Source organism: Arthrobacter rhamnosi (assembly GCF_054510975.1).
Genome location: NZ_JBTNDN010000002.1, coordinates 563373 through 589652, shown reverse-complemented (window position 1 = coordinate 589652; position 26280 = coordinate 563373). Strand labels below are relative to the sequence as shown.

The window sequence follows — 26280 nt, the reverse complement described above, 5'->3', positions numbered from 1 at the left end:
CACGTGACGGCTGAGGGAAAGGGAATCGGTGCCATGGGAACCACGCTCGTGCTCGGGCTCGGCGGGACCGTCGACTACGAGGTGCACTGGGACGCGTCGGTCGTCGAATCGCTGGCCTTGCGGTTCGGCATCCGGCGGGCGGAACTCACCACCAGGACACCGATCGTCGACGAGCGCTCGCTGGTGGTGACCATCCTCGACTTCGTCAGGGACGGCGCCGGCGGCGAGCGCTTTGTCGAGTCCTCGGAGGTGGTCAAGCAGTTCGCGGACCGCTTCACCACTCGGATCACCCTCGGTGGGACCGGCGTGCGGGCGGGGATCGCCCTGGACCGGCTCGGCATCCCGAGCGTCCAGCACCTCGTGAGCATCGACGACAACGTGCGCCGGCTTCTGCCGGCATCGATGTCCTACGTCAGTTCTGCGACCGAGGACACCCTCGATCCGCACCTGATCGTGCAGTACCCGGCCGGGACGACCATCCGGCTCGACGACGGCGAGATCGTGTCGCCGTCGTCGAACCGACTGATCTTCGCGAACGATCCGCCGAACCGCAGCATGGCGATCGCGCCGGAACTGGGTGACGCGCTCGACGACGCCGCGGCACTGCTGATCTCGGGCTTCAACACCATGCAGGACGAGGGCCTCCTGGAGCGGCGCCTCACCGAGCTCGAAGCGGCGATGGACCACCTCCCGTCCGCCGCGCTCGTGTACTACGAGGATGCGGGCTTTTACGTGCGGAGGTTCGCTGAGCGGATCTGGGCGCACCTGCTGCCGCGCATCCACGTGTACGGCATGAATGAGGACGAGCTGCAGGAGTACGTGGCGCGGCCCGTCGATCTGCTGGATCCCGCCGACGTCGCCGCCGCGCTCCGGGAGGTCCACCGGCTCATCCCGGTGCCGGCGCTCCTCGTGCACACGCAGCACTGGGCCGTCATGCTCGGGACCGGGGCGGAGCGGCACCGGGAGGCACTGAAGAGTGCCGTGCAGATGGCAGCGACCCGCTTCCGGCTCGGTGACGGCTTCACGGCGGCGGACTTCGAGGCCACCCGGGACCTGCCGCGCAACACGGGCGGCGAGGCCGTGGTCAACGGCGTCGAGCGGCTGATCCCGGGAGCGGTGGGCGTTCCGGCCTTTCGCATCGAGACGGCGTCGCCGACCACCATCGGGCTCGGCGACAGCTTCGTGGGCGGCTTCCTGGCTGTCTACGCGCCGATTCGGCAGCCGCAGCCATGATCGAACGGCTGCCCTCGAACCGGCCGCCGGAGCGCTTCTACCGTGGCGGGGCGCGCATCTCCGCCTTCCGCAACGAGCCGGCCGCGGCCGAATTCGAGCCGGAGGACTGGATCGGCTCGACGACCACGATCTTCGATGAGGAGCAGCTCGGCCTCACCCGGCTGGCGGACGGCGCACTCCTGCGCGACGCCGTGGCCCGGGACCCCGGTTACTGGCTCGGCGCGGAGCATGTGGCCCGCTGGGGCAGCGACGTCCGGCTGCTGGTGAAACTGCTCGACGCCGGCCAGCGCCTTCCCGTGCATGCCCACCCCGACGACACCTTCGCCGCCCGGCATCTCGGGCACAGCCACGGCAAGGCCGAGGCCTGGTACATCCTGCAGGGCGGCACCGTCCACCTCGGCCTCACACGGGACGTGAGTGACGCCGAGCTGGCATCCCTCGTCGAGGCGCAGGACGTCGACGAGCTGCTCGGACTGCTGCACGAGGTCGATGTCTCACCGGGCGACGTGGTGTGGGTGCCGCCGGGCATGCTGCACGCGATCGGCGCCGGCGTGCTGCTGCTGGAACTGCAGCAGCCCGAGGACCTCTCGATCCTGCTCGAGTGGCGGGACTTCGCGCTCGACGGCATTGCTGACGGCCATCTGGGCCTCGGCTTCGACGTGGCCCTGACAGCGGTCCAGCGGACGGCGGTATCCCGCGAAGCGCTTCCGGACCTCGTGCGGACGGCGCCGCCCACCGGATCGGTGTTTCCGCCCGACGCCGACGCATTCTTCCGCCTCGAGCGCGTACCCGTCGAGGGGCACGTGTCCCTCGAGCCCGGCTTCGCGGTACTGGTTGTCAGCGAGGGCTCGATCCACCTCGCCGGCCAGTCCGCTCCCCGCGGCAGTACCTGGCTGATCCCCGCGGGCGTCGGTGCGATCGTCCTCGACGGCGGCGGTGAAGTCCTGGTGGCACGGCCTCCCGCCGCCTGAGCCGGAACGGACCGGCTCCCGGCCACCAGGAGCCGGTGACCGGGAGCCGTTGTCGGTGCGGCAGCTACTCGGCGGTCCCTGCCGTCGAGCTAGTGGTCTCGTCGAGCCGGGGATCCTCGGTCCGGTCCTTGGAGCCCACCTCGACCGGCCTGCCGTGCACCTGGTCGCGGTCGTCGTCGTCGCCCCTGGTCTTGAGCAGGCTTGCGACGGTGGCGACGGCGACCGTCGCGGCGATGAAGAGCAGCGAGAACCAGATGGGGATCTCGGGCACCCAGAGCAGGGGCTCGCCGCCGTTGATGAAGGACAGCTCGTTGACGTGCAGGGCGTGGAAGACGAGCTTCACGCCGATGAACGCGAGGATGACGGCGAGCCCCTGGGCCAGGTACACCAGGCGCTCGAGCAGTCCGCCGATGAGGAAGAACAGCTGGCGCAGGCCCATCAGCGCGAACGCGTTGGCCGTGAAGACGATGTACGCCTCACTGGTCAGGCCGTAGATCGCCGGGATGGAGTCGACGGCGAAGATGAGGTCCACGAAGCCGATCGCGATGATGGTGAGCAGCATCGGCGTGACGAAGCGCTTGCCGCCCTTGGTCACCGTGAGCCTGTCCCGGTGGTACTCGTCCGTGACGGGAAGGACGCGGCGGACGAGCTGCATGAATCGGCCGTCAGCGGGGTTGGCGTCGTGGCTGCCGAATGCCTGCTTGTAGGCCAGGACGAGCAGCAGGGCGCCGAAGATGTAGAAGACCCAGGAGAAGTTCTCGATCAGGCCGGCTCCGATGGCGATGAATCCGCCGCGGAGGATCAGGGCGATGATGATGCCGATCATCAGCACCTTCTGCTGGTACTTCTTGGGGACGGCGAAGCCCGTCATCACGATGAGGAACACGAAGAGGTTGTCGATCGACAGGGCCTTCTCGGTGAGGTAGCCGGCGAAGTACTCGCCGCCGAACGTCCAGCCCGACATCACTCCGATGCCGACGCCGAACAGCAGGGCGAGGCCGATGTAGAAGGCGGACCAGCGGGCCGATTCGGCGATGGTCGGTTCGTGGGGTGTGCGCACGTGCGCGAAGAACTCGTAGACGAAGAAGAGGATCGTCACGGCGATGGTGATCAACCAGATCAGAGGTGTGACCTGCATGAGGGGTGCTCCCAAGGGTAGGCGTCGGACAGATACGCCAAGGTCTCCTCCGCCCGGTCGGAACCGGAACCGATGGCCCGGAATGCTTCAGTGCATCCGTATTGACGGGCCGATCACAGACGGGAGTACTCCCCTTGATACACAGAGCCTAACGCACGGGCGCCCGGATCGATTCCCGTGATGCAGCTCGACCCGACGTGGCCGGCGCCGTCATACGCATCGGCCGACTCTGAGCTTTGGCCCGCCTCCGAGGTGGATGCGCCGTCGGGCGGATGACTAGGCTGGGCGGATGGCGACAGTAATCCTCGTGCGGCACGGCCGCACCACAGCGAATGCCTCCGGACTGCTGGCCGGACGGGCCGACGGCGTCAGCCTCGACGAGATCGGGCGCGACCAGGCTGCCGCGACCGGTGACCGGCTCGCGGCCGTGCCCGTCGTCGGCGTGGTGTCGAGCCCCCTCGAGCGCTGTCGGCAGACCGCCCGGTTCATCCTCGACCGCCAGGCCGGTACCCCGTATGCGCCGCTCGATCCCGATCTCACCGAGTGCGATTACGGCCAGTGGCAGGGCCGCATGCTCAGTGAGCTCGCAACGGAGGATCTGTGGCCGGTGGTGCAGTCGCAACCGTCCGCCGTCATTTTTCCCGGTGGTGAATCCATGGCCGGGATGCAGGCCCGGTCGGTGGCAGCGATCCGGCGCCACGATGCTGCCTTCGAAGCCGAGCACGGGCCAGGGGCTGTGTGGGTGGCGGTGAGTCACGGCGACATCATCAAGTCCATCCTCGCCGACGCACTCGGCATGCACCTCGACCTGTTCCAGCGCATCACCGTGGGCCCGGCCTCCGTATCGATCGTGCGCTACGGCACGAGCCGGCCGAGTGTCTACGCGACCAACACCGACGCGGGGGATCTCTCGTGGTTGTCGAACAGCGCCGCCTCGAACGATGCCCCGGTGGGCGGTGGCGCAGGACACGAGGCGCGCGGGACCTCGGGAGCCTAAAGTAGTCCCATGCCTACAACTGTTCACGAGTTCGCCTGGCCTGACCGGGTCGTCGTCGGCACCATCGGCGTTCCGGGCGCGCGCACGTTCTACCTGCAGGTACGCACAGGGAAACAGATCGTGAGTATCGCGATGGAGAAGCAGCAGTCGGCCCAGCTCGCCGAGAAGATCGACGAGATCCTGGACCAGCTCATCACCCTCGACGGCAACCCCTTCAGCGTTCCCAGGACCACCCCCATCGAACTCGTCGACAACGACCAGCTCGAGGCCGTCCAGGAGCAGTTCCGGACCGGCGTCATGAGCCTGGGGTGGGACCCGACGACGGCGCAGATCGTCATCGAGGCCTACCCGATCACCGAGGTCGATGAGGAAGACGACGACGAATTGCTGCACGACGACGCCGACGCGGCCGAAATGCTGCGGGTGCGCATGCCGGTCGGCACCGCCCGCGCCTTCGCCAAGCGCGCCCGCGAGGTCGTGGGCGCCGGGCGTCCGATCTGCCCGCTCTGCGGCTACCCCATCGACGCCGACGGGCACATCTGCACCCTTCCCGAGGTCTGATGCCGGCGCCCGACCTGGTCACCGCCGAGCTGACGCTCACCGGCCGCATCACGACGGCATCGAACGCCACGTTCCTGGGCAGCATCGGCGGCGCGGCCGTCGTCTACAAGCCGATAGCAGGCGAGAAACCGCTGTGGGACTTCCCCGATGGCACTCTCGCCGAACGGGAAGTGGCCGCCTACCTCGTCTCGGAGGTCTTCGGCTGGAACATCGTGCCGCAGACCTGGTTGCGCGATGGTCCGTTCGGCGAGGGAATGGTGCAGCTCTGGCAGGAGACGGACCCCGACCAGACCGCGGTGGATCTGGTCGCGACCGATGACGTGCCGGAGACCGGCTGGAAACAGGTCCTCGAGGGCCGGGACGACACGGGACGGATGATCGCCCTCATTCACGAGGACTCCCCCGCACTGAGGCGCATGGCCGTGTTCGACGTCGTCGTCAACAACGCCGACCGCAAGGGCGACCACATCCTTGCCATGGGTGACGGACACCGGCACGGCGTGGACCATGGGCTCACGTTCCACAGTGACCACAAGCTGCGTACGGTGCTGTGGGGGTGGCTGGGAGATCCGCTGACCGCCGAGGAACTCGACGGCGTCGATCGTGTCAGCGACGAATTGAACGGTGAGCTGGGACGAACCCTGGCGGACCTGCTCACCGCGGACGAGATCGCTGCGCTCGCCGCACGCTGCGCCCGGTTGCGCTCGGCCGGCCGGTTTCCCGCTCCGAGCGGTGAGATGTCGGCGGTGCCCTGGCCGCTGTTCTAGGGACGCGCAACGCCACGCACTGGACCGGAGCGGCATGTCATGCGTTCAGAGATCGCGCAGCCCGAGGCCCTGGTCATCGAGGCAGGGCGATCGTTTCCCCGCTGGAGGGCCGATGGACCGGAGGCAGGTGCAGGCGGGTCCCTTGACCGTCGGCAGGGCCGACCAGACAAAGCGCTCCATCTTGTTGTAGCTGCCGAAGTCCAGCGTGGCCCCGTCGAGTTTCGCAGCCAATTCGTGGCTGACGCTGATGACGATCCCTTCATCCCCCACGAGATCATCCTGCCCGCGGGGCCGCCGCTCCCGACGCGATCCTCCCTCGCCCGGGCCACTGAGAATGCAGCGCAGGGCCTTCTTGGGTTCCGTGCGCGAGAAGTACAGGCCCTGTTTCCGGCAGCCACCGTTTCCCTGGTAACAGTGCAACAGGCCGCCGAATATGCTGACCATCGCAGCCGCCTCGCTCGTCACGAAGAAGCTTCCGTGACCGGGAATCCGTGCCAGCATGTCTTCCCCGGCAGAGATGCTGTCCACAGTGATTCATTCCCACCCGTTCTCGTTGGCTGCCTCGTCGCCTCAGTCTAGGCACCCCTTGCGGCTGGATCGGGGACAGCCCCGTCCGCTCATGCTGGTCAGAGGGCGCGGCATCATCCCAGATGCCGGGCGAAGAACCTGGCCGCGTCATCCCCCGCGAACTGGGGGACGCCGGTGTGCCCGCCCAGATTGGCCTGCAGTGTCTTCTCCTGGGAACCGAAGGCGTCGAACAGATCCAGAGCGTGCTGCCGATCGTTTCCTTCGTCATCCCACTGCAGCAGGACGTGCAGCGGGATGGTGATCCGACGGGCCTCGTCGAACATGGCACGGGGAACGAAACTCCCGGCGAAGAGACCGGCGGCCGCGATGCGCGGCTCCACCAGCGCCAGCCGTATACCGATGGCCACCACTCCGCCCGAGTACCCGACCGGGCCGCTGATCTCGGGCAGGGAAAGGAGTGCGTCCAGGGTCGTCTGCCACTCCGGGACCGCTTCGTCGACCAGCGGGAGAACCAGACGGTCGACGATGTCATCCACCGGTTCGCCTGCCGCCAATGCCCGGCGCAGATCGGCGCGAGCCTGCTCGGCGTCAGCCGATGGAGTCCGGTCACCGCTCCAGGGGAGTTCGATGGTGGCGGCGGCAAAGCCGTCCACCGTGGAGCGCCGGGCTCGCGCCACCAGCCGTGGGTACATCCTGCGGAGTCCGCCGGGGTGGCCGACCAGGATCAATGGGGCGGGTGGGGATGCAGGCGTCCACAGGATGCCGGGAATCTCACCGAGGGTGAACTCGCGTTCGAGGACGCCGTCGTCGAGTCTGTTCTCAGAAGTGAAGTGCATGGTCGTGCCTTTCGGGAGTGCTTCCTGAACGGCGCTCCCGGACGTCCTACCGCCCGACCGTGACCCCGGAGAGGAGCACCCATGGTCCATCGTTCACGGGTACCACCTCCTCGTTCTCTCGCACAGCCTGCGGAGAGAGTAGCAGTAATCCCGGCGCTGGGCCCGGGTAGATCTCGGACGTCCAATCCGGTGGCTGGTCGTGCCGACTCGCGGTGAACCTACATCTGCATCTGCACCAGCGAGGCCAAACGCCGGAGTGCCTGCGCGTCATGCTCGGTGAAGGTCCGCGGTCGATCATCCATGAGGCAGAGGGTGCCGATGCGCCAGCCCTCCGCGGTGCAGACAGGGTGCCCGGCGTAGAAGCGGACTCTGGGCCCACCGGAGACGAGGGGATGATCCCGCCACTCAGGGTCGGTGCCGGCATCAGCGATGACGAGGGTACGGTCCTGCTCGATGGTCCTCGCGCACAGGGAGAGGCTCCGGGGAAGGTCCTGGCCCAGGGGTCCGACGACGGATTTGATGACCTGCAGATCCTCCGTGATCAATGTGATCGACGCCGAGCTGACCCCGAAATGCTCCCGGGCGTGCCGGGTGATCCGGTCGAAGCGCTCTTCCGTCCCGGACTCGAGCAACCGCGACTCGTACAACGCGTGCAGGCGCCAGAACTCGACATCATCCAGAAGAGGATCGCACCCTGATGGATCCGTGGCATGGGCGGCACAAAAAGCAGCGGCTCCGGAGCCGGTGCTATGGTCCCCAGCGGGTGGGGCGCTGAAGTCGTAATGGTCCGGGGAGAGATTCAGGGGGCGAAGGTAATCGCCGTACCCGGAAAGGGACGCCGCGTACTGGTCGCTGTAATGTGCACCGTCGGCAGTGGATCCGGTGCCGTCGAGCAGTTCATTGATGGCCTGCGCCATCAGGTCGCGCTGCGGCGCCGGGAGCATCATGATGCCGGAAAGATACCCCTCGACCTCCAATTCGTCAGCATTCCCAGCAAGAGCGAAGAACGTCATGAAGACATCTTCGAGGTTCAAACGGGCCGCCCGTATCGTCTGGATCGCGGTCCACTGCTGCACGTGTTCATCTAGCACGTCTCGTCCTCCGCCGACTTCTTCCGTGTTGTCCTGGGTATTTCCCCGGGTGCCGGAGAGTTGCCGGCATGGTGTCCGTTGCTGCCGGGTATCGGACCGGAGGGCTTTTCATCCGTGACGCATCCGGCAGTAGCGTCTTCATGCTTGAAGTGCCAGGTGCGTTGTCGATTGTCGGTGCAACCATGCGAGCGCCTCAGCTCGGTCCTCGAAGTACTCGATGGGATATGAGGGGCAATGGACTGCCTGGAAGTGCGTGATCAGCACCCTCTCGACTGGGGAACGACCAACTGCTGCGACGACCGGTACGTCCCTCAGCCCGGCGAGCAGGGTAAGAGCCTGCCGGGTCAGGGTGACCATGCTGTTGAGATCGACCAGCAGCAAAGAGCAATCACGAGCGCCCAGTAGTTGCATGGAGTCCACCAGCGCCCAGACGTCCTCGACGGTTACGCGAGCACATTCCGTCCATCGCAGCGTCAGCACGCTCTCCTCGGTGCGCTCGAACTGAAACTTCGCAGTGGCAATCCGTGATGCAGCCATGAACCGTGCCTCACTTACCAGTCCGGAATTCAACTCAGGTGTCCCGTTCGAGGGGTGCCGGTGCCGACGGCACATTTCTGAACCACCGGCACCGGGGATCGGGTATTACGCCTCTCCAACCCCGACTGCTGGGGGAACAGCGGGATGTTCCAGCATACCGGCAGGACAGACCAGTCTGTCTACCCCTAGGATTGGGAAGAGGACAGCAGCGGAGGAAGCCATGGTTACAGGAGCGGTACGGCCACCCACGGATGCACGGGAGCGGATCCTCGCGACGTCCTACGACCTCTTCCTGCAGCAGGGCGTCCGGGCCGTCGGCGTGAACGAGATCATCGCCACGGCCGGCGTCGCCAAAGCGACCTTCTATCACCACTTCCCGTCGAAGGACGATCTGGTTCTGGCGTTCTTCGAACGCCGCCAGCAGCTCTTCACTGTCGGCTATCTCTCCGCTGAATGCGAGCGCCGGGCCGATACTCCCCGGGGGCAGTTGCTGGCCATCTTCGACATCTTCGATGAATGGTTCCACGCGCCGGACTTCGCAGGCTGCCCCTACATCCGCGCCCTGCTGGAGACCGGACCGCGCCATACCATCGGAGCTGCCGCTCTCCTCTACCTGGACGACATCCGCTCGAGCGTCGAGAAAGCCGCCACGGCACTGGGACTGACCAACCCGGAGGACTTCTCCTACTGTTGGCTGATCCTCATGCAGGGCGCCATCGTCTCCGGTGTCGGCATCGACCCGGGCAGCAGTTCAAGAATCAAGAAGCTGGGCGAGCACCTCATCGGCCTTCACACACCTGCCGATGCCCGATCGGTCAGCTGAACCGGCGGAAGTTCCTCGAAGGCCGGCTTCGCGAACCAGTACCCCTGGAACAGGCGGATTCCTGCCGCCTTTAGGACCAGGAACTCCGGCTCGGTCTCGATGCCTTCTGCAAGCACCGTGATGCCGAGTTCCTCGGCGATGCCCACGATGCCGGCGACGACGGCCCGGCGAGCCGGGCTGGTGTCGACTCCCCGGACGAGTTTCATGTCGATCTTGATCAGATCGGGCTGGAAGTCGACCAGAAGCCCCAGTCCCGCATGACCGGCACCGAAATCATCGATGGCGGTGGTGAACCCGTGCTTGCGGTACTCCGTGATGATGTTCGTCAAGTGGGCGGTGTCGGTGACCTCCTCATTCTCCGTGAACTCGAACATGATCGACGACGTCGGGAAGTCGCACCGTCGGGCCGCGAGCAACGTCGCGCGAAGGCAGGCAGCCGGTTCGTAGACCGCGTTCGGCATGAAATTTATCGACAATCTCAAATGCTCGCCCGCAGGAAACAGGTGCGCGGCCAACTCGATCGCCTTGACGCGACAGTCCTGGTCGAAGCGGTACTTCTGCTGCGGCGAGATTTTGGACAGTACCTCGTGGGCGCCCTCGCCCGACATGCCTCTTACCAGCGCTTCATACCCCCACACGCGATCGTCCACCGCGTCATAGATCGGCTGGAAGGCCATGCTGAAATCGAAGTCGAGTTCCGAAGACGTCGTGCAGCCGTTGCATGCCATGTGGAGCCCCCTCACTGGTTACGTCCACCCTAAGTCACACATGCGGCGCACCGCCTTGATGGATCCGGGCGAAGAGAAGTGCTCCCCTTCACGCCAGGCAGTTCCGGCTCCGAGTATCACCCCGGAGGCTGGTGGAGCACGGTGGGGATGTACTCGAGCAACTGGAGCCGGCCGTCGAAAGTCCTACTGTCCACCATCTCGAGCGAGACGTCCGGGTAGCCGTCATAGATCCGCTCCTTCCCGGTGCGTCCCGTGATCACAGGGAAGACAACCAGCCGGAAGCGATCTACGAGGCCCGCCGTCAGCAATGATCGGCACAGGCTGAGGCTGCCCAGCGTGCTCAGGGGCCCGGTCGCGGTCCGTTTCATCTCCGTCACGGCTTCCACGGCGTCTCCTGCGACCAGTTCCGAATTCGGCCAGGCCAGGGGCGCCTGAAGGGTGGAAGAGAAGATGACCTTGGGCACGGCAGCGAGGCCTGTCAGGCTGGCCCCTTCATCCTCGGAGAATCCCGACCCTTCGGCCGCCGCCGCCGACATGCCGGACATCAGCCGATACGTCCTCGCCCCCATGAGGAAGGTGTAGCCCGCTTCCCCCTCCTGTTCGAGCCACGCCAGGTACTCCGGCCCCTCCAGCCCCCACCAGCCGGGCCACCCCTCGGCCGAGGCATACCCGTCCAGGGAGATGATCAGGTCGACCATCAGGTCTGCTGATGACGTCCCTGCAGATTGCTCATCCATCGCCGCCACCTCGATCTGATCGACGTCAGCAGGGTATGCCCCGCAGACCGGGCATTCAAGAGCATCCGGACGAGACACCGCCGAAGAGCCGAGCCGCCCCGGAAGGACCACGAGTCCCCGAGACGCCGGACGCCTCCCCAGCATCGCGACACGACTGACGCCAGGACACTCTGGAGAGGTTCTTCGTCAGGCCGGGACGATGTGCCGGGCGGGAACGGGGCTCGAGTAGACGACGCTGGTGGTGATGCCGCCCAGGGTGGCAAGTTTTCCGGTGATCCGCTCGAGGTCACGCATGGAGCGGGCGAGGACCTTGATGATGAAGCAGTCGGCGCCTGTGACGTGGTGTGCTTCGATGATTTCGGGCAGCGAGCCGACCAGATCGTGGAAGGGCTTGTAGTTGCCCGTGGGGTAGGCCAGCCGCACGAATGCCGTGACGTTGTACCCGAGGGCTTCGGGATCCACGGTGATGGAGTAGCCCGTGATGACCCCGCCGTCGGTGAGCCGCCGCACGCGATCACCGGTCGCGCTGGGCGAGAGGTTGATGGCGCGCGCGAGCTGGGCGACGCTCGTCCGGCCGTCCTGTTGCAGATGCTCGATGATCGCGTGATCGGTGGTGTCCAGATCCAGCCGTGGGTTCGAGGGCATATTGAAGAATCTACCGGGGGAACGGGTTCGAGCACGCCCTCATACCGTTGATCGGGCATTCCACCAGGACATGGGAACCGGTTCGATTGCTACATGCTTACTTCCCTCTCCGCCGCTGACTTCTTCGCTGCCAAGCTCGCCTACGAAACCGACCCTGCAGACCTGGCCGCAGACCGGGCTTCCGGTCGCGCCCCCATCATCATCGACACCCGTTCGGCCGCCTCGTGGAGCCAGGGCCGCATCCCCGGCGCCGCCCACATCCCCAACACGGACCTCGGAGCACGCATAGCGGACGTCGCACCTGGGATGGATGCCGAGATCGTCGTCTACTGCTGGGGACCGGGCTGCAACGGCAGCACCCGCGGCGCTCTGATTCTCGCGTTGCTGGGCTACACGAACGTGCGCGAACTCATCGGCGGTTTCGAGTACTGGACGCGCGAGGGCTTCGCAACCGTGAGCGACGGCGGTCGCGGACGCCGCGCGCCGGACCCTCTCACTGCGCCTGCCCCTGCTGCGGCATGAGAGCGACCGGCCGGCTACATGGGCAGTTGCGGCCGATACCTGCGCACGCGGGGGCGCCGTGGACCCGGCTCGGCGCGAGGTGTACCTTTCAGCTGTGGAGGGCTTCGCGCATCCTTCGGACGCTGACCGTGAGTCCGTGGCACCGCCTCCGAGCGGGTCCGTCGCGCCGTCGCAGCCAGTGAACGGGACGGGCTCATCGCGGTCGTCCGCGCAACGGGCGGTGCGGTGGAGTCGCCGCGCGTGGACGGTGGGCGCACTGGCCGTCGCGGGTGGGATCACCGCGACCGCCCTCCTCGTATCAGAGCCGGGCCCCGAGGCCACCCTACGTCCCACTGGGGCTGTGGCCGACGACCAGCTCCGCAGACTGGTGGCCCTGAACGCGCCCCTGTTCGAGATCGACACGTCGACCCTCCGTGCCTACGGGTCCTATGCCAACCTCGAAATCTGGTCCGCAGTGAACGCGTTCGACTCGCCCTGTCTGGTAGCGGTGCACAGAGCAAGCGGCGACCTCTCGGAAGCTCGCTGCGCTCCTCCTCCTGCGGACCTGATCATGGACGTCTCGTCGTCCGGTGTCGGATTCGAAGGATTCCCCGGGCTCGCCGGTGATGGCATCATTCGCTTCTTGCTTCGTGACGACGAGGTGGATGCCTACGTCCACCTCGTGCCAGGGGCTGACTGATGAACGCATCGCCGCTCCCACCGGATGCAGAGCGCGAACTGGATGCGCTGCGCAGGAGGGCATACGGCCCGCACCCCGATATCCAGACTGATCCCGCTGCGCTGGCACGGCTGACGGGACTGGAAGCGGCACGCAGCGCACCCGCACCCGGGCGCGCCGATACCGCGCTCGAGTCTGGTGCAGCCGGAACTGGTGCGCCACCGGCCGATTCCGCGCAGACTGACCCCGGAGCTGACGAGCAGGACCCTGCTCCTGGACCCGCACCCGTAGTGGCGCACAACGAGGGCCCGCTGCGCTCGCGTTGGCACCACCTGTGGGATCGAGTCACCGCTACGCGTGCCCGCCGGAATTCCTCCGTGACCGGCGCGCTAGTGGTATTTCTCGCCCTCAGCTACAGCATCGAATGGTTCGTCGGACCGCGTCCGGATGCCACACTCCACCCACTCCCCGGCGAAGCAGACGAGGTCGTGTTCTCGTTGCTGTACGTCCTGGGAGCCGACGTCGACCGCTCCAGCCTTCGGGGGTATGAACGGTATCGCGGATTCGAGCCGTGGTTCGCCGTGAACAAGCAGGGCCTGCAGTGCTTGATGATCGTCGACCGCTCGGGCCCCTCGGTCGACGGCGCGAATTGCGTACCACCCGAAGTCGATCTTCTTGCAGACATCGGCGCGTGGCCCCTTCTGGGGAACGACTACATGGAGGGCCTCCCGGATGGGAGCATCCTCCGGTTCCACTATCGCGGCGATTCGGTCGAGGTCGTCCTGTATCCCCCGCCCGATGCTCTGACCAGCCGTTGACACCCGTGCGCACCCCAGGATGTGTCCCGCGCCCTTCATGTGGCGGAACTCAAGGCTTGAGCCTGCGAGTGGCACATAGATTCAGGCACTGAGTATTGCTACAGAAATCCACCCGAAAGCAGCGGTTGAACAGAACCGAACGAAGATGTAGCAGAAACGTTCGTTTTAGAAATTTCATATCGAACCCGCGCGTTGGCGTAGGGACGCACGCGTGAGGCACTTCTTCGCCCATGTCTGTTGCGCGAGTCAACGTGTGTTGGCTGGAGCGGCGCCGGCCTGCGCTGGGCTTTCCGAGTAAACCGAGGGGTGATGGAATGGCTTCCGGGCGGATTGAATTCTCGTGGCGTTATCACTGCGGCCAAGGAAAGCGCCTCCGTACCGAGTAGCATGGCCACAATTGGTCAGCAACGGGAGGATTTTATTCAATGCCGCACTACGTCGTCTTACAGGTGATCCTCAAAGAAAAACTGCTGGGAACTGGTTCGGGCAACCTGACCTCGTTGGAGAAGTCCATTAATGATCAAGCCGCGAAGGGCTACCGACTCCATACCATCACCACCTCGAGCAGCGGGAGCAAAGGAATCGGTGGCGGCGACCGCATCCAAACAACGATGGTGTTCGAGAGCCTTGCATAGAGCGCTGTAGCTGATCCCTCAGCGGGAAACCCCGCTGAGGGATCATTTATCGATGACTCCGGCTAGCCTCATGGCCGTGCGGCAGACGCTGGCTAGGGAACCTCGATGATCGTTAGTCTCAGCCCATGACCGGATACCCTCAGATACTCCACACGGTGCTCGATACTACTGATGTGCGAGGACTGGCGGAGTTCTACCGCCAACTGCTCGGCCTCCAGTACCGACCAGGAGACGAGCCCGCGGCGGAAGGCACGCCGGATGATGCCGATTGGCTCGTTCTCACTGATGGACAGGGCAATCGTAAACTCGCTTTTCAGCAGGTCGATCAACTGAAGCGGACCACATGGCCCCTGCCTGATGTGCCGATGCAGATGCACCTCGATCTGACCGTTCGCGACCGGGAAACACTCGAGCATCACCATTCCCAGGCGCTGGCATTGGGGGCAGAACTCCGCGTCGATCGTACGGACGACCCCAACGAGCCGTTATACGTCCACGCCGATCCGGCCGGTCATCCGTTCTGCATCTTCGTAGCCTGAAGCGAGCATGACGTCCGCTCGTCCACTCGGGGATCCCTCAGCGGGACTGGGCCCGCTGGCTGTAGACTGCCGGCGGGCTGTCCGATTAGGCGTGTTCTATAGGAAGCCACAGTTCGCAGGTGGCTGTGCTGAAGTCGTCCGCGCGGTCGAGGACCGCGACGATCGATGGGCCCGGGCGCAGGCGCCACGGGTTGGAGGGGAACCAGTCCGTGGCGGTAGCCGCCCAGACGGACTGCAGGGTAGCCGGGTACTGGCCCTCGGTCCGAAAAACTGCCCATGTCCCGGCGGGTACCTCGATGGTGTCGAGATCCTCGGGTGCGCGAGTTGGCTCGGTGATCGCAACTCCGTGCAGGTAGGTCAGTTCGCTGCCTTCTGCGTAGTCGGGGTCGACGTTATTGCTGACCTGCAGCAGGCCGGCCGGCTCGGTGTTACCCAGGCTCTTGAGTCGGGCGTGCTCGTCGGTTGGTAGGGACACGATGTGCGCCTGGATGTGCGGATTGATGCCCTGGTGGATGAGCGGTACCCGGGCTGCGTGGCCGACGAGGCGGAAGGCCGGGCGTTCTGTGATGCGGGTGTCCATGGTGGTTTTCCCTTCTACGGTCAGGCGGAACCTGAGCTGCGGTTGAGTGCGAAGGGGTCCGCCGTCCCGGCGTACGTCGCCTGGCCTTGCGCCGTGGACTGAGCGGAAAGCTCGACCGAAGGCTTCGGTCGACCCGTAGCCGTAGCGCACCGCGATGCTGAGCAGGTCACCGTCACCGAGTATGTCTGCTGCAGCAAGTGTCATGCGGCGGCGCCGAACGTACTCCGACAACGGCATACCGGCCAGCGACGAGAACATCCGCCGAAGGTGGTACTCCGTCGTCCCGAGTTCCATCGCAACAACGGACACGTCCAGGTCGTCAGTCAGACTGTCCTCAACCATTTCAACGAGTTTGTTCAGTTCAGTGATCACGGCTCTCCCTTCACCATCCAGCCTTCCGGATCCCCGTGATCGGCACCCCACTATCGCGGCCCGATTCGATCACCTCACCGTGACGTACTGCCCGCAAGCCGGCCCCTCACTGTGACGCCAGTGACAGGGCCGGTGCTGATCGGCTTAACTGTCAGTTCCCATGGTCGCCTGCACAAATACACAAAGTCGCCTGCATGGGAGCGGATCGGCTTGCGGGCACTCCAGACATACGGACACTTACACGTCCGCCATCTATCCCGGAGACCTGCAGGTTTGTGCGGAGGAGTCCGAGAGGCCGGATGCTCACACTCGCCTGCACAAGCCCGGAACAGCGCGGCCCGCTGTGCAGACGACTGCGAGAAACGACAGCAGAAGAACTGGCTGTTAATACGGTCGGAACTGACAGATTGACGCTCATGGACCGGCGCGCCTCCTGCCCATATGTGCACGGCACAAGCTCTCCACGCTCCGCTGCTTGTCCCGCACACACCTGGACAGCAGGAACCAGAGGGCCCACCTGCACAAACCCACCACGTCACCGACACGAGATAGCTCACCTCGAACGAGCGGTGGGTGTGCACAGCCTCCTCATCGGCGTGATGACGCACAACATGAGCTAGTCCTCATGGGACCAATCGAACTAATAGTGGCGCGGGCGATAGTAAACCGGGGCCGGCAGTGCCTGCCAAGTTGGTCATCCACCGGTGGGCGGGTAAAGCTCAAGCCGTCCACCTGACGCTCCTATAACCTTCAGTCGCTGAGCACGGAGGGTAAGGCGACCAGTTCATTCCTCAGGGAATTGGCACCAGAGGGGGTTGGGCTGTGTTTGTGGAGCCAGGTCCGACACCAGATCAGGAGGGCGTTATTGCGAGTCTTGCCGCGTTCGAGCCATGAGAGTGTCGCCGGCCACTCATCCAGTTCTCCGATGACTTGCCACAGGCAGCCCCGGTCACCGACCTTTAGAATGGCGACGGGCACGATGTAAGGGCATAGGCCCCTCCAGTCAGGGCTCCAACCCCGAGCCCCGCTGCCGCTCCCTCAAAAACGCCTTTTCCGACGCCTACGATGGCGCCTCCGACCGTCCCTGGCCCCGGAGCTGCAAGCGTTCCGAGGGAAGCACCAGCAATGCCACCGACGATCCCGCCTCCGAGTGCACCTATTGCGGCTCCGCCGACCGTAGCGATGATCCCCATGGTTTCGAGCTTGGGTTCTGCGCATTTCCAGAAAGCTTCAATGCGTGCGTCCTGATCTGGCTCCGACTTCGGTGCGCTCTTCTCGCCGCCGCCACCGCCACCACCACCACTGCCACGCTCGCCTCCGCCTTCACCGGCCCCGCCGCCGCCGATGGTCCGGCCGCCAGGGAGGATGGGGCCCCGGTCTGGGGTCCAAGTACCGGTACAGATCATTGGGCCGTCCCCTGCCTGCACGCAGGAAACTCTCCAGAGCAGCCCAAGGGGATCCGTACGATTGATTGGGTCATCGTTGCAGTAAGCATAGAGATTCATGCTGGAGGAGTCTGAGGTAAATCCTTCAGCGCCAAGCGGGTCTGGTTGGAGGAATCGTCCGAGTTCCGGGTGGTAGAAGCGGTTGACCGCGTAGTCGAGCCCTGTGCTGGTGTCGCGGTCATAGCTAGTGAATGGACTAGAGATTCCTGCGTCGTGTACGAGTGCGCCACCGTACGGAAGGGCTTCGTGGGCGACGCCTAAGAGTGGGCCTGCTTCGGGTTCGGTGACGTACCGCGTGCCGGTAAGGCCGGGATGGTGGTAGCGGACACGCTTGAGGGTGCTGTCGACTCTCTCCCATGTGGAGAGCAGCCGGTCACCGAGGTTGAAGGATAGTTCTTTTCCAGGCGAGAGTGTTTTGAATGTCTGGCCCGTTTGCTTCGTAGGTGGCGATGACGGTGTCTTCATCCCAGATGTAGAACGTGGCCGATTTGATCTCCGTTGGTGGTACGCCTCCAGGGTGGTGGGTAGGTGGCCAGGTGGTAGCGCCTAGCCGTATTGTGGCGCGTCGGCGGTTGCAGGCGCCGAACAGGTACCCGGTGACTTCTTGCGTGGCTCCGTTGTGTACCCACGCCAGTCGGCCAGCGAGGTCATATTGATACTTGTAGTCGATCCCGTTGATGCGCGCCGAGGTGAGATTTCCCGCCGCATCGTTATTGAACCCTGCGGTGAGGACGCGGTTGGTGGAGTCCTCGTAGGCCAGCTCTTGAAGTCCATCCGACGGTGCCGGCGTGCCCGGGACTATCTCACCGCGGGGAGTGGCGGAAAGCCTATTTCCGTGTAGGTCGTACCTGTACTTCTCGCCCCATATACCCGTCGGTTGCGGGCCACCATCGTAATCGTCGAGGCGGCCCAGCCGATCGTACGTAGCTACCCGGGTTTTGGAGGGGTCGAGCAGATCTTCGGTGACGTGCAGCTGGGGCGGCTGCCTGGATGCGGTGGCGGCTGGGTGGTAGTTGTAGTCGACATTCGAGAATGCCGCGTTAGCGTGGCTGAGGCTTTGCCCAGAGAGGAGGAGTGGATTGGGCAGATCGCGTTTGTAGGACTCATCGATGTCGTTAGGACCGATCAGCAGGTGGGAGATCTGGCCGGCTGCGGTGTAGGCGGTGCCGTGGACGAGGGTGTCGCCGTTGACGGAGAGCTCGTCGACGAGGCCCCCGAATTGACGCGTAACTTCCAGGACGGGTCGCTGGTTGCCGGCTCCGGCGTCGTCGCCGTATCGGGCGGGGAAGGTGGTGGCACGGACTCGAGCCAGTCGGTCATGGTCGTAGTCGATCGTGAAGGGGCGGTCAGGGGCGAGGCTCATCGTGGTGGTCACGGAGGTGAGACCGACGACAGGGTCGTGATCGTAGGTTCGCTGGGAGACGCCTGAACAGTTCTCAATATGGACGCGCCGGAGGTCACCGTTCGTCTCATACTCGTAGTAGACAGGGCCGGTCACATGGACTGGATGGCCGTGGTCCCGGAAGGGGCCGGGGTTGCCAAATACCTGTTGGAGCCGGTTGAAAGGGTCATTGGCGTACTCGAAGTTGGTGAGGATGCCGCGTGAGTCTTCCTTCTGAATGAGGTTTGACCGTTCGTCGTATGTGAATGAATCACTCCAGTACTGGGTCGCACCGTCCACTGTTTCGCTGATCCCGGTGCCCCGTTCGGGTAGGTATTGGCGTACGAGTCTGCCCAGGGAGTCGTGTCGAAATCGGCGGTGTTGTACGGGCATACCGGCGGTGTGGAGGTCAATTGCGGTGATGTTGTCTAAGCCGTCATAGGAGTAGCTGGTGCAGAGGGCGCCTGTGGGGAGGATGGTGCCGGGCCCGTCGGGCGCCGGGTCGACGGCCTCGCGGAGCCGGTTCAGCGCGTCGAAAGACTTCCATTGCTCGGTGCCGTTCGCACCGACGACACGGACAGTCGCGAAAAGTTCTTGGTCGCTGCTCACTCGATTGTCGGGCCGAGCGTTCTCGTTGTAATACCAGCGAGTAACACCTCGGTTGAGATCGATAAGTTCCAGGGGTCGGTCGAGCTGGTCCAGGTCGACGGACGAGAATTTGTATGGGTCACCATCTCGGTGAGGGGCAGTGACGAGCCGGAGACGCTCTCGGAAGTCGTACTGGTAGGAGACGGTGACGTCGCCTTGGACATCTTGAGTGCGGGTCGATGTAGTGCGCCCGCGCCCGTTAAGCGTGGCAGTCGTCGCGTACTCGAGACGTGGGCCTCCCGGCCCGCCACTCGTCGTTGTAGTCGCTCGGGTGCGAGCGGTGTCGTCGATCACCACCTGCGTTCCAGACCCCGTGGCCACCGAGGTTGTGGAAGTGAGCCGGCCCGCGGCGTCGTACCCGTGGATGGTTGCCTGGCCGTTGGCGTCGGTGACGTAGACCGGAGAACCACCCCACGTCGCCGTTACAGTGTTCGTCAATTCCATCGTGGGCGCCGAAGCCTGCGTGCCGGTAAGCCGGATTGTTGCGGGGATCAGGAATCGGAAAGCCGGCGTGTACTTGTACTCAACGCGGCCTGGCCCAATCTCGCTCCTGAACAGGTTGCCGGCAAGGTCGTAAGTTCTTGTCTCGGCGACGGGAAATGATCCGGTCGCGGCGTTGGTGTACCTCCGGGTGGTGGTGGGATTGCCCCGCCAGGTTGTTTCGGGCGCGTAGCCGGGACTGGCGGGATCGAACTTCGCGTCGAACCCGACGATGCCGGGTGCAGGAACGAGAGGAGTCTGGTCGTACTCGTACTCGATCCGGGAAGCAAGCGGGCGGGCGTTGGTGAGGTAGGGGTCGAACTGCCCGAAGACCCGCACCGCCTTGAGTAGGTTGCGTAAGTTGCGCCTGAGGTAACGCTCATCAGTGACGTAATCGATTTCCGTGCGGCGCAGCACTCGGACAGCCGCGTCCCGGTGGGGCGCATGGTTCCACTGATCCACAATCGTAGGTTCGGTCGAGGGTCCGCCGTAGAAGAAAGTGGTTTTCGCGACGTGACCGGCGTCGTCGGTGACATCGACGGCCAGTATCTGCGGAGTTCCGTCCGGGGCGATCTGCCAATGGTCCATCTGGGTGCGTTGCAACACCTGGCCCCAAGGGTCCATGACCCTCAATTCCTTAAGCAACCCGGCCGAATCGACTTCATGGACCGTTTTGGCGTTGTCCGGCCACGTTATTTCGGTCCGCGCCCCCGTTACGGTGCGTTGCACGAGAAATTCAGTGGTGACCGCGCTACCCCCGTCCCAGCTTTCGGACATCGTTGTGTAGGTGGGCGCGTCCTTCTGCTCCAGCCCGGGGGAGTCCGGGTAGTTGTATTCCCGCTGCCAGGTGACCGGTCCGGCCACAATAGGGGGGCCGTCCGTATTGCTAGTGGTAGGGCCGAGTGACATCCCGCGGCAGGCCTGTACGAGCTTGAGCATTCCGTAGGAGGAGTAGCTCGACGGCGGCAGCCAATAGCCGGTTCCCGTGGCCGGGTAATAGATGCCGCTGATGATGGGCACGCGTGAAGCTGGCTCGTGAACCGGATCTTGAAACGATGTTCTCAATTCACGGCTGCTCATATTGAGGCGGACTAAGTCGGTGTCCGTTGCGGGAGCGCTCCAATCCGCGTTAGGCGCCGGACCCAGGACTCTGGCCAGAACCATCTCCCCAAACTTGTTCTCCCGGTAGACAAACGAGATCACCTGGCCGCAAGTATCGATGATCTTGCTGAGTCGCTGGATTGTGGCGTCATATCCCACATCGATGACGTTGCCATTGCGGTCGGTGAGCCGAGTGGCATGGACCGTGCCTCCAGTCCTAAAGTCGAAGTCGACCCTGGTGCCATTCGACCGGACAAGCCAGCCCGACTGAAGGCGCGGCGACCTGTGTCCAACACCCTGAAAGCGCCAATGAGCCTGGTACTCGATGTGGCTGCCATCGGTCGTGTGCGCACTCATATACAAGTCAAGACCGGTGTCATTCGTACCGTCTATTCAAGACCGGTGTCATTCGTACCGTCTATTCGGAAGGGACGTCGAGTGCCGTCGGGCTCCACGATCATCGCAGCGCCCACGCCCAAGCCGACCAATTGCCCCATGTGCAGCGACCAGCCCGGTGCCGGCCAGTTGTCGTCAATATCGAACACCATTTTGGGGGAAGTCGCTGATCCCACGCGCTGCCATACCCGGGAGTTGAAGACTAGATCGAGATGCAATGAGAGGTCCCCGCGACCGGGGTAGTGCGCGGCCGGTGCGGTGAAGGTGAAGTTACTGCTGCCGACCTGACCGGCAAGTCGCTGCGACTCCTTCTGCGACCCCAGATCAGTCCAGTCATCCGCAGGCTTCAACGCGGCAAGATAAGGCGTGGTACCTCGTGCAGTAGCTGGCTTAACGGCCTCGGCTGAGTCGCCCCCTGCCGTGTCCCAGAGAATACGCATGGTTCCGCCGTTCCGCCGTCGTGCGTGAACTGTGGATCCCTGACCCGAGCATGGTGATCAGGTCTGATGGATCGCACAAAAGACGAAGCCTTCGGATTGAGCCGTATCATCAGGTACTGCCCCAAAAGTCTTCATCCCTACACGGGAACCAACTAGGCAAATGCTCCTCCCACCCGCGATGTTCTGCAAGAGTCAAACCCGGATTACGGCCCTGTCATCGGTCTCCTACTGGAACGGCCATGACCGACCGCAAGTTGGTTGTCTCGCCCTTTCGGGTCGGGCAACCCTCATTCTCGTTGAACCCGTCCTACTCAATCCCCGGTGAACGTCCGACATACGTAACTCCGGAACGGACCAGGGCTACGTTTTGGATTGTCTCGTAAAACTAAAGATTTAAAAGACGCCTTAACCAGGTCGAACACAGCGCAACCACCTCTCCGGGATAACGAGCCGCTACCTGTCTCAACAATCCGTCTCGACGCTTCTCGTCTCAAAAGTGCTCATGATCGAGGTTTTTGAGTCATTGGGCCGGGGTGTGAGCTATCTCGGATACACCAGCGCCAGCGCGTCGCGTCAGGACGCGCCGTTGTCACTTAATGCACTAGTTGCGGCGGGCGTGCAGGAGCGGGACGTGTCTACTGATCTGATCTCCGACCGAGGGCCGCGATGGGTTCTAGACCGAAGTCGATAGGTAAGGCGACCGTGACCTGATTGAAGTCGCACGCGCATGATGCTGGCGTGCGCGGGTGGCAGTATGAGGTGAAGACTACGGCGCACGATGGTAGACCAAGGCCGCGGCTTGATCTGGCATTGAATGTCATCCTCCCGGTTGGACGAACCACTCGATATTCTGGCGGCTTAATGAGCGTTTTCTAACAATTGTTGCGTGATATTTGCGCTCAAAGGCTTTTGAGGTCGATCGAACCGTGAGTATTTCCGCAGTGGGAACTGCAACCGAGCCGTAACATCTTCGAAGAATAAGTCCAGGTCCCTGTAAAGCTCAGCACGAAGTACTTTGTAGGCCTCTCGGAGCGCCTTCCCTTCTCCTTCCCGCCATTCAGGTTGTGAATTCCCAGCTAAATCAGCGCGTTTGTAATACTCGGACGCTGCAGATTCACAGGCTCGCAATCCTGCCAATACGCGCTGCGCAGAGTCCGAAACGGCCGACTGAGGGTGGTACACGAGTCGCAGGTGCGCGCGCGTCGGACGCACGGCGTCGATAGCTGTTGCACAGCGGGTAAGTCTGGCTGACCTTCCTTCGACATCGGCAAGCAGAAGCTCGTTCCGATGGGGCAGTCGAGGAGGAAAGCGTAACGGCGGAGGAGTCACGTAGCGCAGAGCCGCTAGCGCTTCCAGCGTCTTACGCGCGAATTCTTCGGATGGCTTCATCATCAGCTCACGCTGTTGCTGCTCCCGTTGGTGACGCCGGGAGAGCAAGGCTGTCAGGAGAGCAGCCAGAAGCGCGCTCATGACGCCAACCAGTGCGACTAACAGTGGAATCTGCGCATCAGACTGCATAGGGCGGAGCTTACAGTTCATCTCGCGGGTTGTCGTTGGCTCAAATTTCGGGGGCAGTGTCCTGTTGTCGTCCCCCGGCAGGCGTACCCAACCATCTCAGCGGTCAGGGCGCTCTATCGTCTTCGGAGGCTCGCTGGATGGTTGTCTATCGAGATTGAAGGTTAGGGTCTTCGCCTACCCGAAGTGTCATCTCAGCTCCTTCAACGACCAATTTATGACGGCGGCCGGGCACCAGGGTCGCAGAAGTGAAGTACATGGTTCGGAAATCCGCGATGATGTCGTCCCTATTGGCTTTGAGGCCTGCTGCAGCAGCATCCAAGGTCAGACCGGCCGCCACGAGCGCCGCCCCTGCTGCCGGGTTGGCCGCCCCGATGGCACCAATCACCTTGTCGTTTTTGGCAATCGCTGCAGCACCTTTCAGTACTTCGATGCTTCCCTGTGCGTTGTCGCTGTCTGCGATCATTAAGACGATCGCCAGGAAATCCTTAACCGGCGGAAGGTACAGAGGCGCGCCCGTACTGTCACCGAATGTAACTTTCGCTCCCTGTCCTACTTTCTTCAGCTGAAACTTGTTCGGATCGAAATCAGCTAAACCCCATGGGATAGGTACCGGCTTCAACGTGCTATCCACTGCTACGCCGAACAGGTAAGGCTCTGCCTCAGTCTGAAAGAAAGGTTCACGGATGTCGTGGATGGTGTAGCTGACGAGATTCACGCCAGGCAGGTCGTTCGAACCTGTCTCCAACCATGGCGCATGTGGTGGGCGGTCTAAGAAATCGATGGCCGCGTTCAGCGTCACGGAAGACAGGTCCAGTGTTTCGTACTCGGCTTCTACTGTCATTTTGGGGCTCCTACCATAGGGGATGAGAGACATGATGAACCCCGTTCATCCGATTGACTAGAGGAAGCTGCAAGGCTCTACGGCGCCTGGCTGAAATGTGGCCTTGAGTCTCGCAAGTGCCAGGGACAAGCCGGTTGACGAGACAGTTCGTATGCCGACTCCCGGTCAGGCAGTGTCCGTGGTCAGGGGCTCAGTTTCCAGCTGAGTGTTGCCGAGTTCGGGTTGCCTTCTCGGCTTCCTTTCCCACGATGTCGTCGGACACTTGACCCGCTCACCAGTAATCAGCGTCAGCCGATGCCGGCGGTGCTCGTGCCTGGTCAGGGTGGGCGCAGGAGCGGGTGAGGTTCGGCTCGGCCTCGTCCTGGGGACAAGAGGTCGCCCGTAGATTGGGGGTATGGTCTCAAACCTTGCGCGAATTCTCACCGCGCTGCTGCTTCTGTCCCTCACTGCGTGCAATATCAATCCCAGGGCTGTTCCCTGTGATCCCGTCGACGGCCGGAACCTCGCACCCGAGGACGGGACGCTGATGGGCGTGAACCTGGAGTGGGGCCGGGAAACCCTCGCCGAGTACTCGGACAAGCTCGGTGAACGACCCGCTGTCGCTGTGACCTTCGCGGACTTCCCGTTCAACGAGGAGGACCCGGACCTGCTCGCGTCGGCCGCCGAGCAGGTACGCCAGAACGGCGGGATCCTGCTGCTCACGCTCGAGCCGATAGACGGGCTCGAGGCGGTCACCGAGGACCACGCCGTAGAGCTGGCTGGCATGCTCGCGCGCTTCAATGCCAACGGCGTGCCGGTCATCGTCCGCTTCGCCCACGAGATGAACGGATCCTGGTACCCGTGGGGCCAGCAGCCCGCCGAGTACATTGCCGCCTTCCAACGCGTGGCCGACGCCGTGCACCGGGATGCACCGGGGTCCGCGATGATGTGGGCGCCCAACTACGCCGGTGGGTACCCCTTCGCCGGCGGTGAGTACGAATCCCTGCCCGGCACGCCGGGCTTCCCTGTCCTGGACACGACCGGGGATGGGGCCCTGACGTCGTTCGATGACCCGTACGCCCCCTACTACCCCGGCGACGACGCCGTCGACTGGGTGGGCATGTCCCTCTACCACTGGGGTAACACCTACCCCTGGGGTGAGAGCGAGATGCCCGAGGAGGGCAAGTTCGCCGACCAGCTCACCGGCACCTACGACGGGAAGAACGGCGATGACTCCATGCTCCCGGACTTCTACACCGAGTACGCGGTCAATCACGGCAAACCGGTCGCCATCCCGGAGACAGCCTCCCTCGTGCAGGACGACATCGGCGAACTCCGAAGCCTGAACATCAAGCGCGCCTGGTGGAAGCAGGTCTTCGACCCGACCGTGCACGAGTGGTTCCCGCACCTGAAAATGATCAACTGGTTCGAGTGGAACAAGATGGAACCCGAAGTCGGCGCCCCCGTGGACTGGACCGTCCTGGAGGACCCCACCATCCGCACCGAGTTCACCAAAGCCTTGCCGGACTGGTACCGCTTCGCAGCCAAACCCCCCACCTGTGGGGAACCCCTCGTCGATCCCGAAACCTGAGACCCGCATGCCCGAGGCCTAAGCCCCGCACGAGCCGCCCCTGTGCCTACTCGGTCAGGTAGACCGTTTGTGCTCGGAGGTGCGGGCCACCTGGAGTGGAAGCGGCGTCGAGGGTGACCAAGCGCGCTTTGGGTCTGCCGTACATCCAGCCGAGGGTTCTTGTCGCGGAGCTACGGTCACCGCAATACTGGGCCATGACCCGCGAACACTCCTACGATCCAGTTGACGGCTTTCCCCGAATCATGCCGTCCCTGCGATACAACGACGTGGGTAAGGCCCTTGACTGGCTGCGCGACGTTTTTGGTTTCACCGAGCACCTCCGGTGGTCATCGTCCGAAGGCGTGATCCAACATGCTGAGATGCGCATCGGTGACGGGTTCGTGGAACTGGCCGGCGCCACCGAGGACCAGCCCAGCCCTCTGACGCTTGGGCGAACCAGCTCGGCACTTGTCGTACTCGTCGATGACGTCCGGGGCCATCACGAGCGGAGCCTGGCCGCCCACGCCACGATCATCGCGCCACTCGAGGACAAACCCTGGGGCCTACGCCAATACACGGTCGAGGACCTCGAAGGCCACCGCTGGGAGTTCTCCCAGCAAACCCGAGCAGTCCCCCCGCACGAATGGGGAGCGCGTCTAGCCACCTAGACTCATCCCCCTCCCCCGCAGGACCACCACCGGAGGGTGAAGAACCTCCTTGGGGCACCTAAGAGCGTGATCGCCCGGAGCATTGACAACCGCCCTT

At 63.9% G+C, this 26280-nt stretch carries 26 protein-coding genes; 12 read left to right on the top strand and 14 right to left on the bottom strand.

Going from position 1 to position 26280, the window contains the following annotated elements; translation table 11 throughout:
- The first annotated feature begins 3 nt into the window (after positions 1-3).
- Together ACX80J_RS07115 and ACX80J_RS07110 are read left to right on the top strand one after the other, a co-directional pair.
- The gene (locus ACX80J_RS07115) at positions 4-1233 is read left to right on the top strand and encodes an ADP-dependent glucokinase/phosphofructokinase (RefSeq protein ID WP_459346094.1); all 1230 of its coding nucleotides are present in this window, start codon (positions 4-6) and stop codon (positions 1231-1233) included.
- Positions 1230-2204: a class I mannose-6-phosphate isomerase gene (locus tag ACX80J_RS07110; protein WP_459346093.1), complete on the top strand. Its 975-nt coding sequence runs from the start codon at positions 1230-1232 to the stop codon at positions 2202-2204. The genes ACX80J_RS07115 and ACX80J_RS07110 overlap by 4 nt, the downstream gene beginning before the upstream one ends.
- Before the next feature lie 64 nt (positions 2205-2268).
- Here ACX80J_RS07110 and ACX80J_RS07105 read toward each other — a convergent pair whose 3' ends face one another.
- Entirely contained in the window at positions 2269-3342 is a 1074-nt protein-coding gene (locus tag ACX80J_RS07105) for a TerC family protein (protein WP_459347281.1), read from the bottom strand.
- A 289-nt stretch (positions 3343-3631) separates the two neighbouring features.
- Between ACX80J_RS07105 and ACX80J_RS07100 the strand changes: the two genes are divergently transcribed.
- Genes ACX80J_RS07100 through ACX80J_RS07090 form a run of 3 tightly spaced genes read left to right on the top strand, consistent with a single transcriptional unit; the run spans position 3632 to position 5667 of the window.
- Positions 3632-4339, top strand: a complete 708-nt coding sequence (locus ACX80J_RS07100; protein WP_459347280.1) for a histidine phosphatase family protein — start codon at positions 3632-3634, stop codon at positions 4337-4339.
- Between the two features lie 9 nt (positions 4340-4348).
- Positions 4349-4900, top strand: a complete 552-nt coding sequence (locus ACX80J_RS07095; protein WP_459346090.1) for a DUF3090 domain-containing protein — start codon at positions 4349-4351, stop codon at positions 4898-4900.
- Positions 4900-5667 (top strand): SCO1664 family protein, encoded by a 768-nt coding sequence (locus ACX80J_RS07090; RefSeq protein ID WP_459346089.1) that lies wholly within the window; start codon positions 4900-4902, stop codon positions 5665-5667. Before ACX80J_RS07095 ends, ACX80J_RS07090 begins: the two co-directional genes overlap by 1 nt.
- Before the next feature lie 45 nt (positions 5668-5712).
- Here ACX80J_RS07090 and ACX80J_RS07085 read toward each other — a convergent pair whose 3' ends face one another.
- The 4 genes from ACX80J_RS07085 to ACX80J_RS07070 form a co-directional block, all read right to left on the bottom strand.
- Positions 5713-6195 (bottom strand): peptidase, encoded by a 483-nt coding sequence (locus ACX80J_RS07085; protein ID WP_459346088.1) that lies wholly within the window; start codon positions 6193-6195, stop codon positions 5713-5715.
- 113 nt (positions 6196-6308) lie between these two features.
- The gene (locus ACX80J_RS07080; protein ID WP_459347279.1) at positions 6309-7031 is read right to left on the bottom strand and encodes a dienelactone hydrolase family protein; all 723 of its coding nucleotides are present in this window, start codon (positions 7029-7031) and stop codon (positions 6309-6311) included.
- A gap of 218 nt (positions 7032-7249) precedes the next feature.
- Positions 7250-8122 (bottom strand): GAF domain-containing protein, encoded by an 873-nt coding sequence (locus ACX80J_RS07075; protein ID WP_459346086.1) that lies wholly within the window; start codon positions 8120-8122, stop codon positions 7250-7252.
- Positions 8123-8260: 138 nt separating this feature from the next.
- Positions 8261-8659: a DUF7793 family protein gene (locus ACX80J_RS07070; RefSeq protein WP_459346085.1), complete on the bottom strand. Its 399-nt coding sequence runs from the start codon at positions 8657-8659 to the stop codon at positions 8261-8263.
- Positions 8660-8879: 220 nt separating this feature from the next.
- On the opposite strand from ACX80J_RS07070, the gene ACX80J_RS07065 reads away from it, so the two are divergent.
- Positions 8880-9482 carry a TetR/AcrR family transcriptional regulator gene (locus tag ACX80J_RS07065; RefSeq protein WP_459347278.1) on the top strand — a complete coding sequence of 201 codons (603 nt, stop codon included), beginning with the start codon at positions 8880-8882 and terminating at the stop codon, positions 9480-9482.
- On the opposite strand, the gene ACX80J_RS07060 is transcribed toward ACX80J_RS07065, so the two are convergent.
- From ACX80J_RS07060 to ACX80J_RS07050, 3 genes are all read right to left on the bottom strand, one after another.
- Positions 9449-10159, bottom strand: coding sequence for an EAL domain-containing protein (locus ACX80J_RS07060; protein ID WP_459347277.1), 711 nt, complete (start codon positions 10157-10159; stop codon positions 9449-9451). The two genes, ACX80J_RS07065 and ACX80J_RS07060, sit on opposite strands and share 34 nt — an antisense overlap.
- A gap of 167 nt (positions 10160-10326) precedes the next feature.
- Positions 10327-10947, bottom strand: coding sequence for a dihydrofolate reductase family protein (locus tag ACX80J_RS07055; RefSeq protein WP_459347276.1), 621 nt, complete (start codon positions 10945-10947; stop codon positions 10327-10329).
- A 186-nt stretch (positions 10948-11133) separates the two neighbouring features.
- Entirely contained in the window at positions 11134-11592 is a 459-nt protein-coding gene (locus ACX80J_RS07050; RefSeq protein ID WP_459347275.1) for an Lrp/AsnC family transcriptional regulator, read from the bottom strand.
- 93 nt (positions 11593-11685) lie between these two features.
- Between ACX80J_RS07050 and ACX80J_RS07045 the strand changes: the two genes are divergently transcribed.
- Complete coding sequence (locus ACX80J_RS07045) at positions 11686-12114, top strand: rhodanese-like domain-containing protein (RefSeq protein WP_459347274.1); 429 nt, start codon at positions 11686-11688, stop codon at positions 12112-12114.
- 340 nt (positions 12115-12454) lie between these two features.
- Positions 12455-12793 carry a hypothetical protein gene (locus ACX80J_RS07040; protein ID WP_459347273.1) on the top strand — a complete coding sequence of 113 codons (339 nt, stop codon included), beginning with the start codon at positions 12455-12457 and terminating at the stop codon, positions 12791-12793.
- A gap of 368 nt (positions 12794-13161) precedes the next feature.
- Here the strand turns inward: ACX80J_RS07040 and ACX80J_RS07035 are convergent, their stop codons facing one another.
- Complete coding sequence (locus tag ACX80J_RS07035) at positions 13162-13629, bottom strand: hypothetical protein (protein ID WP_459347272.1); 468 nt, start codon at positions 13627-13629, stop codon at positions 13162-13164.
- 386 nt (positions 13630-14015) lie between these two features.
- On the opposite strand from ACX80J_RS07035, the gene ACX80J_RS07030 reads away from it, so the two are divergent.
- Together ACX80J_RS07030 and ACX80J_RS07025 are read left to right on the top strand one after the other, a co-directional pair.
- Complete coding sequence (locus ACX80J_RS07030; protein ID WP_459347271.1) at positions 14016-14225, top strand: DUF4177 domain-containing protein; 210 nt, start codon at positions 14016-14018, stop codon at positions 14223-14225.
- A gap of 125 nt (positions 14226-14350) precedes the next feature.
- The gene (locus tag ACX80J_RS07025; protein ID WP_459347270.1) at positions 14351-14764 is read left to right on the top strand and encodes a VOC family protein; all 414 of its coding nucleotides are present in this window, start codon (positions 14351-14353) and stop codon (positions 14762-14764) included.
- 85 nt (positions 14765-14849) lie between these two features.
- On the opposite strand, the gene ACX80J_RS07020 is transcribed toward ACX80J_RS07025, so the two are convergent.
- The 5 genes from ACX80J_RS07020 to ACX80J_RS07000 all read right to left on the bottom strand — a co-directional run bounded on the left by ACX80J_RS07020 (position 14850) and on the right by ACX80J_RS07000 (position 23966).
- A complete protein-coding gene (locus ACX80J_RS07020) occupies positions 14850-15686 on the bottom strand; it encodes an AraC family transcriptional regulator (RefSeq protein WP_459347269.1) in 837 nt (278 codons plus the stop codon).
- A 989-nt stretch (positions 15687-16675) separates the two neighbouring features.
- Positions 16676-17626 carry an RHS repeat-associated core domain-containing protein gene (locus ACX80J_RS07015; RefSeq protein ID WP_459347268.1) on the bottom strand — a complete coding sequence of 317 codons (951 nt, stop codon included), beginning with the start codon at positions 17624-17626 and terminating at the stop codon, positions 16676-16678.
- A complete protein-coding gene (locus ACX80J_RS07010) occupies positions 17535-21128 on the bottom strand; it encodes an RHS repeat domain-containing protein (protein WP_459347267.1) in 3594 nt (1197 codons plus the stop codon). The genes ACX80J_RS07015 and ACX80J_RS07010 overlap by 92 nt, the downstream gene beginning before the upstream one ends.
- A 32-nt stretch (positions 21129-21160) precedes the next feature.
- A complete protein-coding gene (locus ACX80J_RS07005) occupies positions 21161-21607 on the bottom strand; it encodes a hypothetical protein (RefSeq protein WP_459347266.1) in 447 nt (148 codons plus the stop codon).
- 1663 nt (positions 21608-23270) lie between these two features.
- The gene (locus tag ACX80J_RS07000; protein ID WP_459347265.1) at positions 23271-23966 is read right to left on the bottom strand and encodes a hypothetical protein; all 696 of its coding nucleotides are present in this window, start codon (positions 23964-23966) and stop codon (positions 23271-23273) included.
- A 394-nt stretch (positions 23967-24360) separates the two neighbouring features.
- On the opposite strand from ACX80J_RS07000, the gene ACX80J_RS06995 reads away from it, so the two are divergent.
- Both ACX80J_RS06995 and ACX80J_RS06990 read left to right on the top strand, forming a co-directional pair.
- A complete protein-coding gene (locus ACX80J_RS06995; RefSeq protein ID WP_459347264.1) occupies positions 24361-25536 on the top strand; it encodes a glycoside hydrolase family 26 protein in 1176 nt (391 codons plus the stop codon).
- A gap of 194 nt (positions 25537-25730) precedes the next feature.
- The gene (locus tag ACX80J_RS06990; protein ID WP_459347263.1) at positions 25731-26183 is read left to right on the top strand and encodes a VOC family protein; all 453 of its coding nucleotides are present in this window, start codon (positions 25731-25733) and stop codon (positions 26181-26183) included.
- The last annotated feature ends 97 nt before the right edge of the window (positions 26184-26280 follow it).

Excerpts from the sequence above, each read along its gene's own strand:
- ACX80J_RS07055 (WP_459347276.1), bottom strand. The coding sequence starts at position 10,947 with ATGGATGAGCAATCTGCAGGGACGTCATCAGCAGACCTGATGGTCGAC.
- ACX80J_RS07065 (WP_459347278.1), top strand. The coding sequence starts at position 8,880 with ATGGTTACAGGAGCGGTACGGCCACCCACGGATGCACGGGAGCGGATC.
- ACX80J_RS07005 (WP_459347266.1), bottom strand. The coding sequence starts at position 21,607 with ATGCGTATTCTCTGGGACACGGCAGGGGGCGACTCAGCCGAGGCCGTT.
- ACX80J_RS07030 (WP_459347271.1), top strand. The coding sequence starts at position 14,016 with ATGCCGCACTACGTCGTCTTACAGGTGATCCTCAAAGAAAAACTGCTG.
- ACX80J_RS07070 (WP_459346085.1), bottom strand. The coding sequence starts at position 8,659 with ATGGCTGCATCACGGATTGCCACTGCGAAGTTTCAGTTCGAGCGCACC.
- ACX80J_RS06990 (WP_459347263.1), top strand. The coding sequence starts at position 25,731 with ATGACCCGCGAACACTCCTACGATCCAGTTGACGGCTTTCCCCGAATC.
- ACX80J_RS07080 (WP_459347279.1), bottom strand. The coding sequence starts at position 7,031 with ATGCACTTCACTTCTGAGAACAGACTCGACGACGGCGTCCTCGAACGC.
- ACX80J_RS07105 (WP_459347281.1), bottom strand. The coding sequence starts at position 3,342 with ATGCAGGTCACACCTCTGATCTGGTTGATCACCATCGCCGTGACGATC.
- ACX80J_RS07095 (WP_459346090.1), top strand. The coding sequence starts at position 4,349 with ATGCCTACAACTGTTCACGAGTTCGCCTGGCCTGACCGGGTCGTCGTC.
- ACX80J_RS07020 (WP_459347269.1), bottom strand. The coding sequence starts at position 15,686 with ATGGTTGAGGACAGTCTGACTGACGACCTGGACGTGTCCGTTGTTGCG.
- ACX80J_RS07090 (WP_459346089.1), top strand. The coding sequence starts at position 4,900 with ATGCCGGCGCCCGACCTGGTCACCGCCGAGCTGACGCTCACCGGCCGC.
- ACX80J_RS07050 (WP_459347275.1), bottom strand. The coding sequence starts at position 11,592 with ATGCCCTCGAACCCACGGCTGGATCTGGACACCACCGATCACGCGATC.
- ACX80J_RS07060 (WP_459347277.1), bottom strand. The coding sequence starts at position 10,159 with ATGGCCTTCCAGCCGATCTATGACGCGGTGGACGATCGCGTGTGGGGG.
- ACX80J_RS07100 (WP_459347280.1), top strand. The coding sequence starts at position 3,632 with ATGGCGACAGTAATCCTCGTGCGGCACGGCCGCACCACAGCGAATGCC.
- ACX80J_RS07045 (WP_459347274.1), top strand. The coding sequence starts at position 11,686 with ATGCTTACTTCCCTCTCCGCCGCTGACTTCTTCGCTGCCAAGCTCGCC.
- ACX80J_RS07015 (WP_459347268.1), bottom strand. The coding sequence starts at position 17,626 with ATGAAGACACCGTCATCGCCACCTACGAAGCAAACGGGCCAGACATTC.
- ACX80J_RS07110 (WP_459346093.1), top strand. The coding sequence starts at position 1,230 with ATGATCGAACGGCTGCCCTCGAACCGGCCGCCGGAGCGCTTCTACCGT.
- ACX80J_RS07025 (WP_459347270.1), top strand. The coding sequence starts at position 14,351 with ATGACCGGATACCCTCAGATACTCCACACGGTGCTCGATACTACTGAT.
- ACX80J_RS07010 (WP_459347267.1), bottom strand. The coding sequence starts at position 21,128 with ATGAGTGCGCACACGACCGATGGCAGCCACATCGAGTACCAGGCTCAT.
- ACX80J_RS07000 (WP_459347265.1), bottom strand. The coding sequence starts at position 23,966 with ATGACAGTAGAAGCCGAGTACGAAACACTGGACCTGTCTTCCGTGACG.
- ACX80J_RS07035 (WP_459347272.1), bottom strand. The coding sequence starts at position 13,629 with ATGAAGGGCGCGGGACACATCCTGGGGTGCGCACGGGTGTCAACGGCT.
- ACX80J_RS06995 (WP_459347264.1), top strand. The coding sequence starts at position 24,361 with ATGGTCTCAAACCTTGCGCGAATTCTCACCGCGCTGCTGCTTCTGTCC.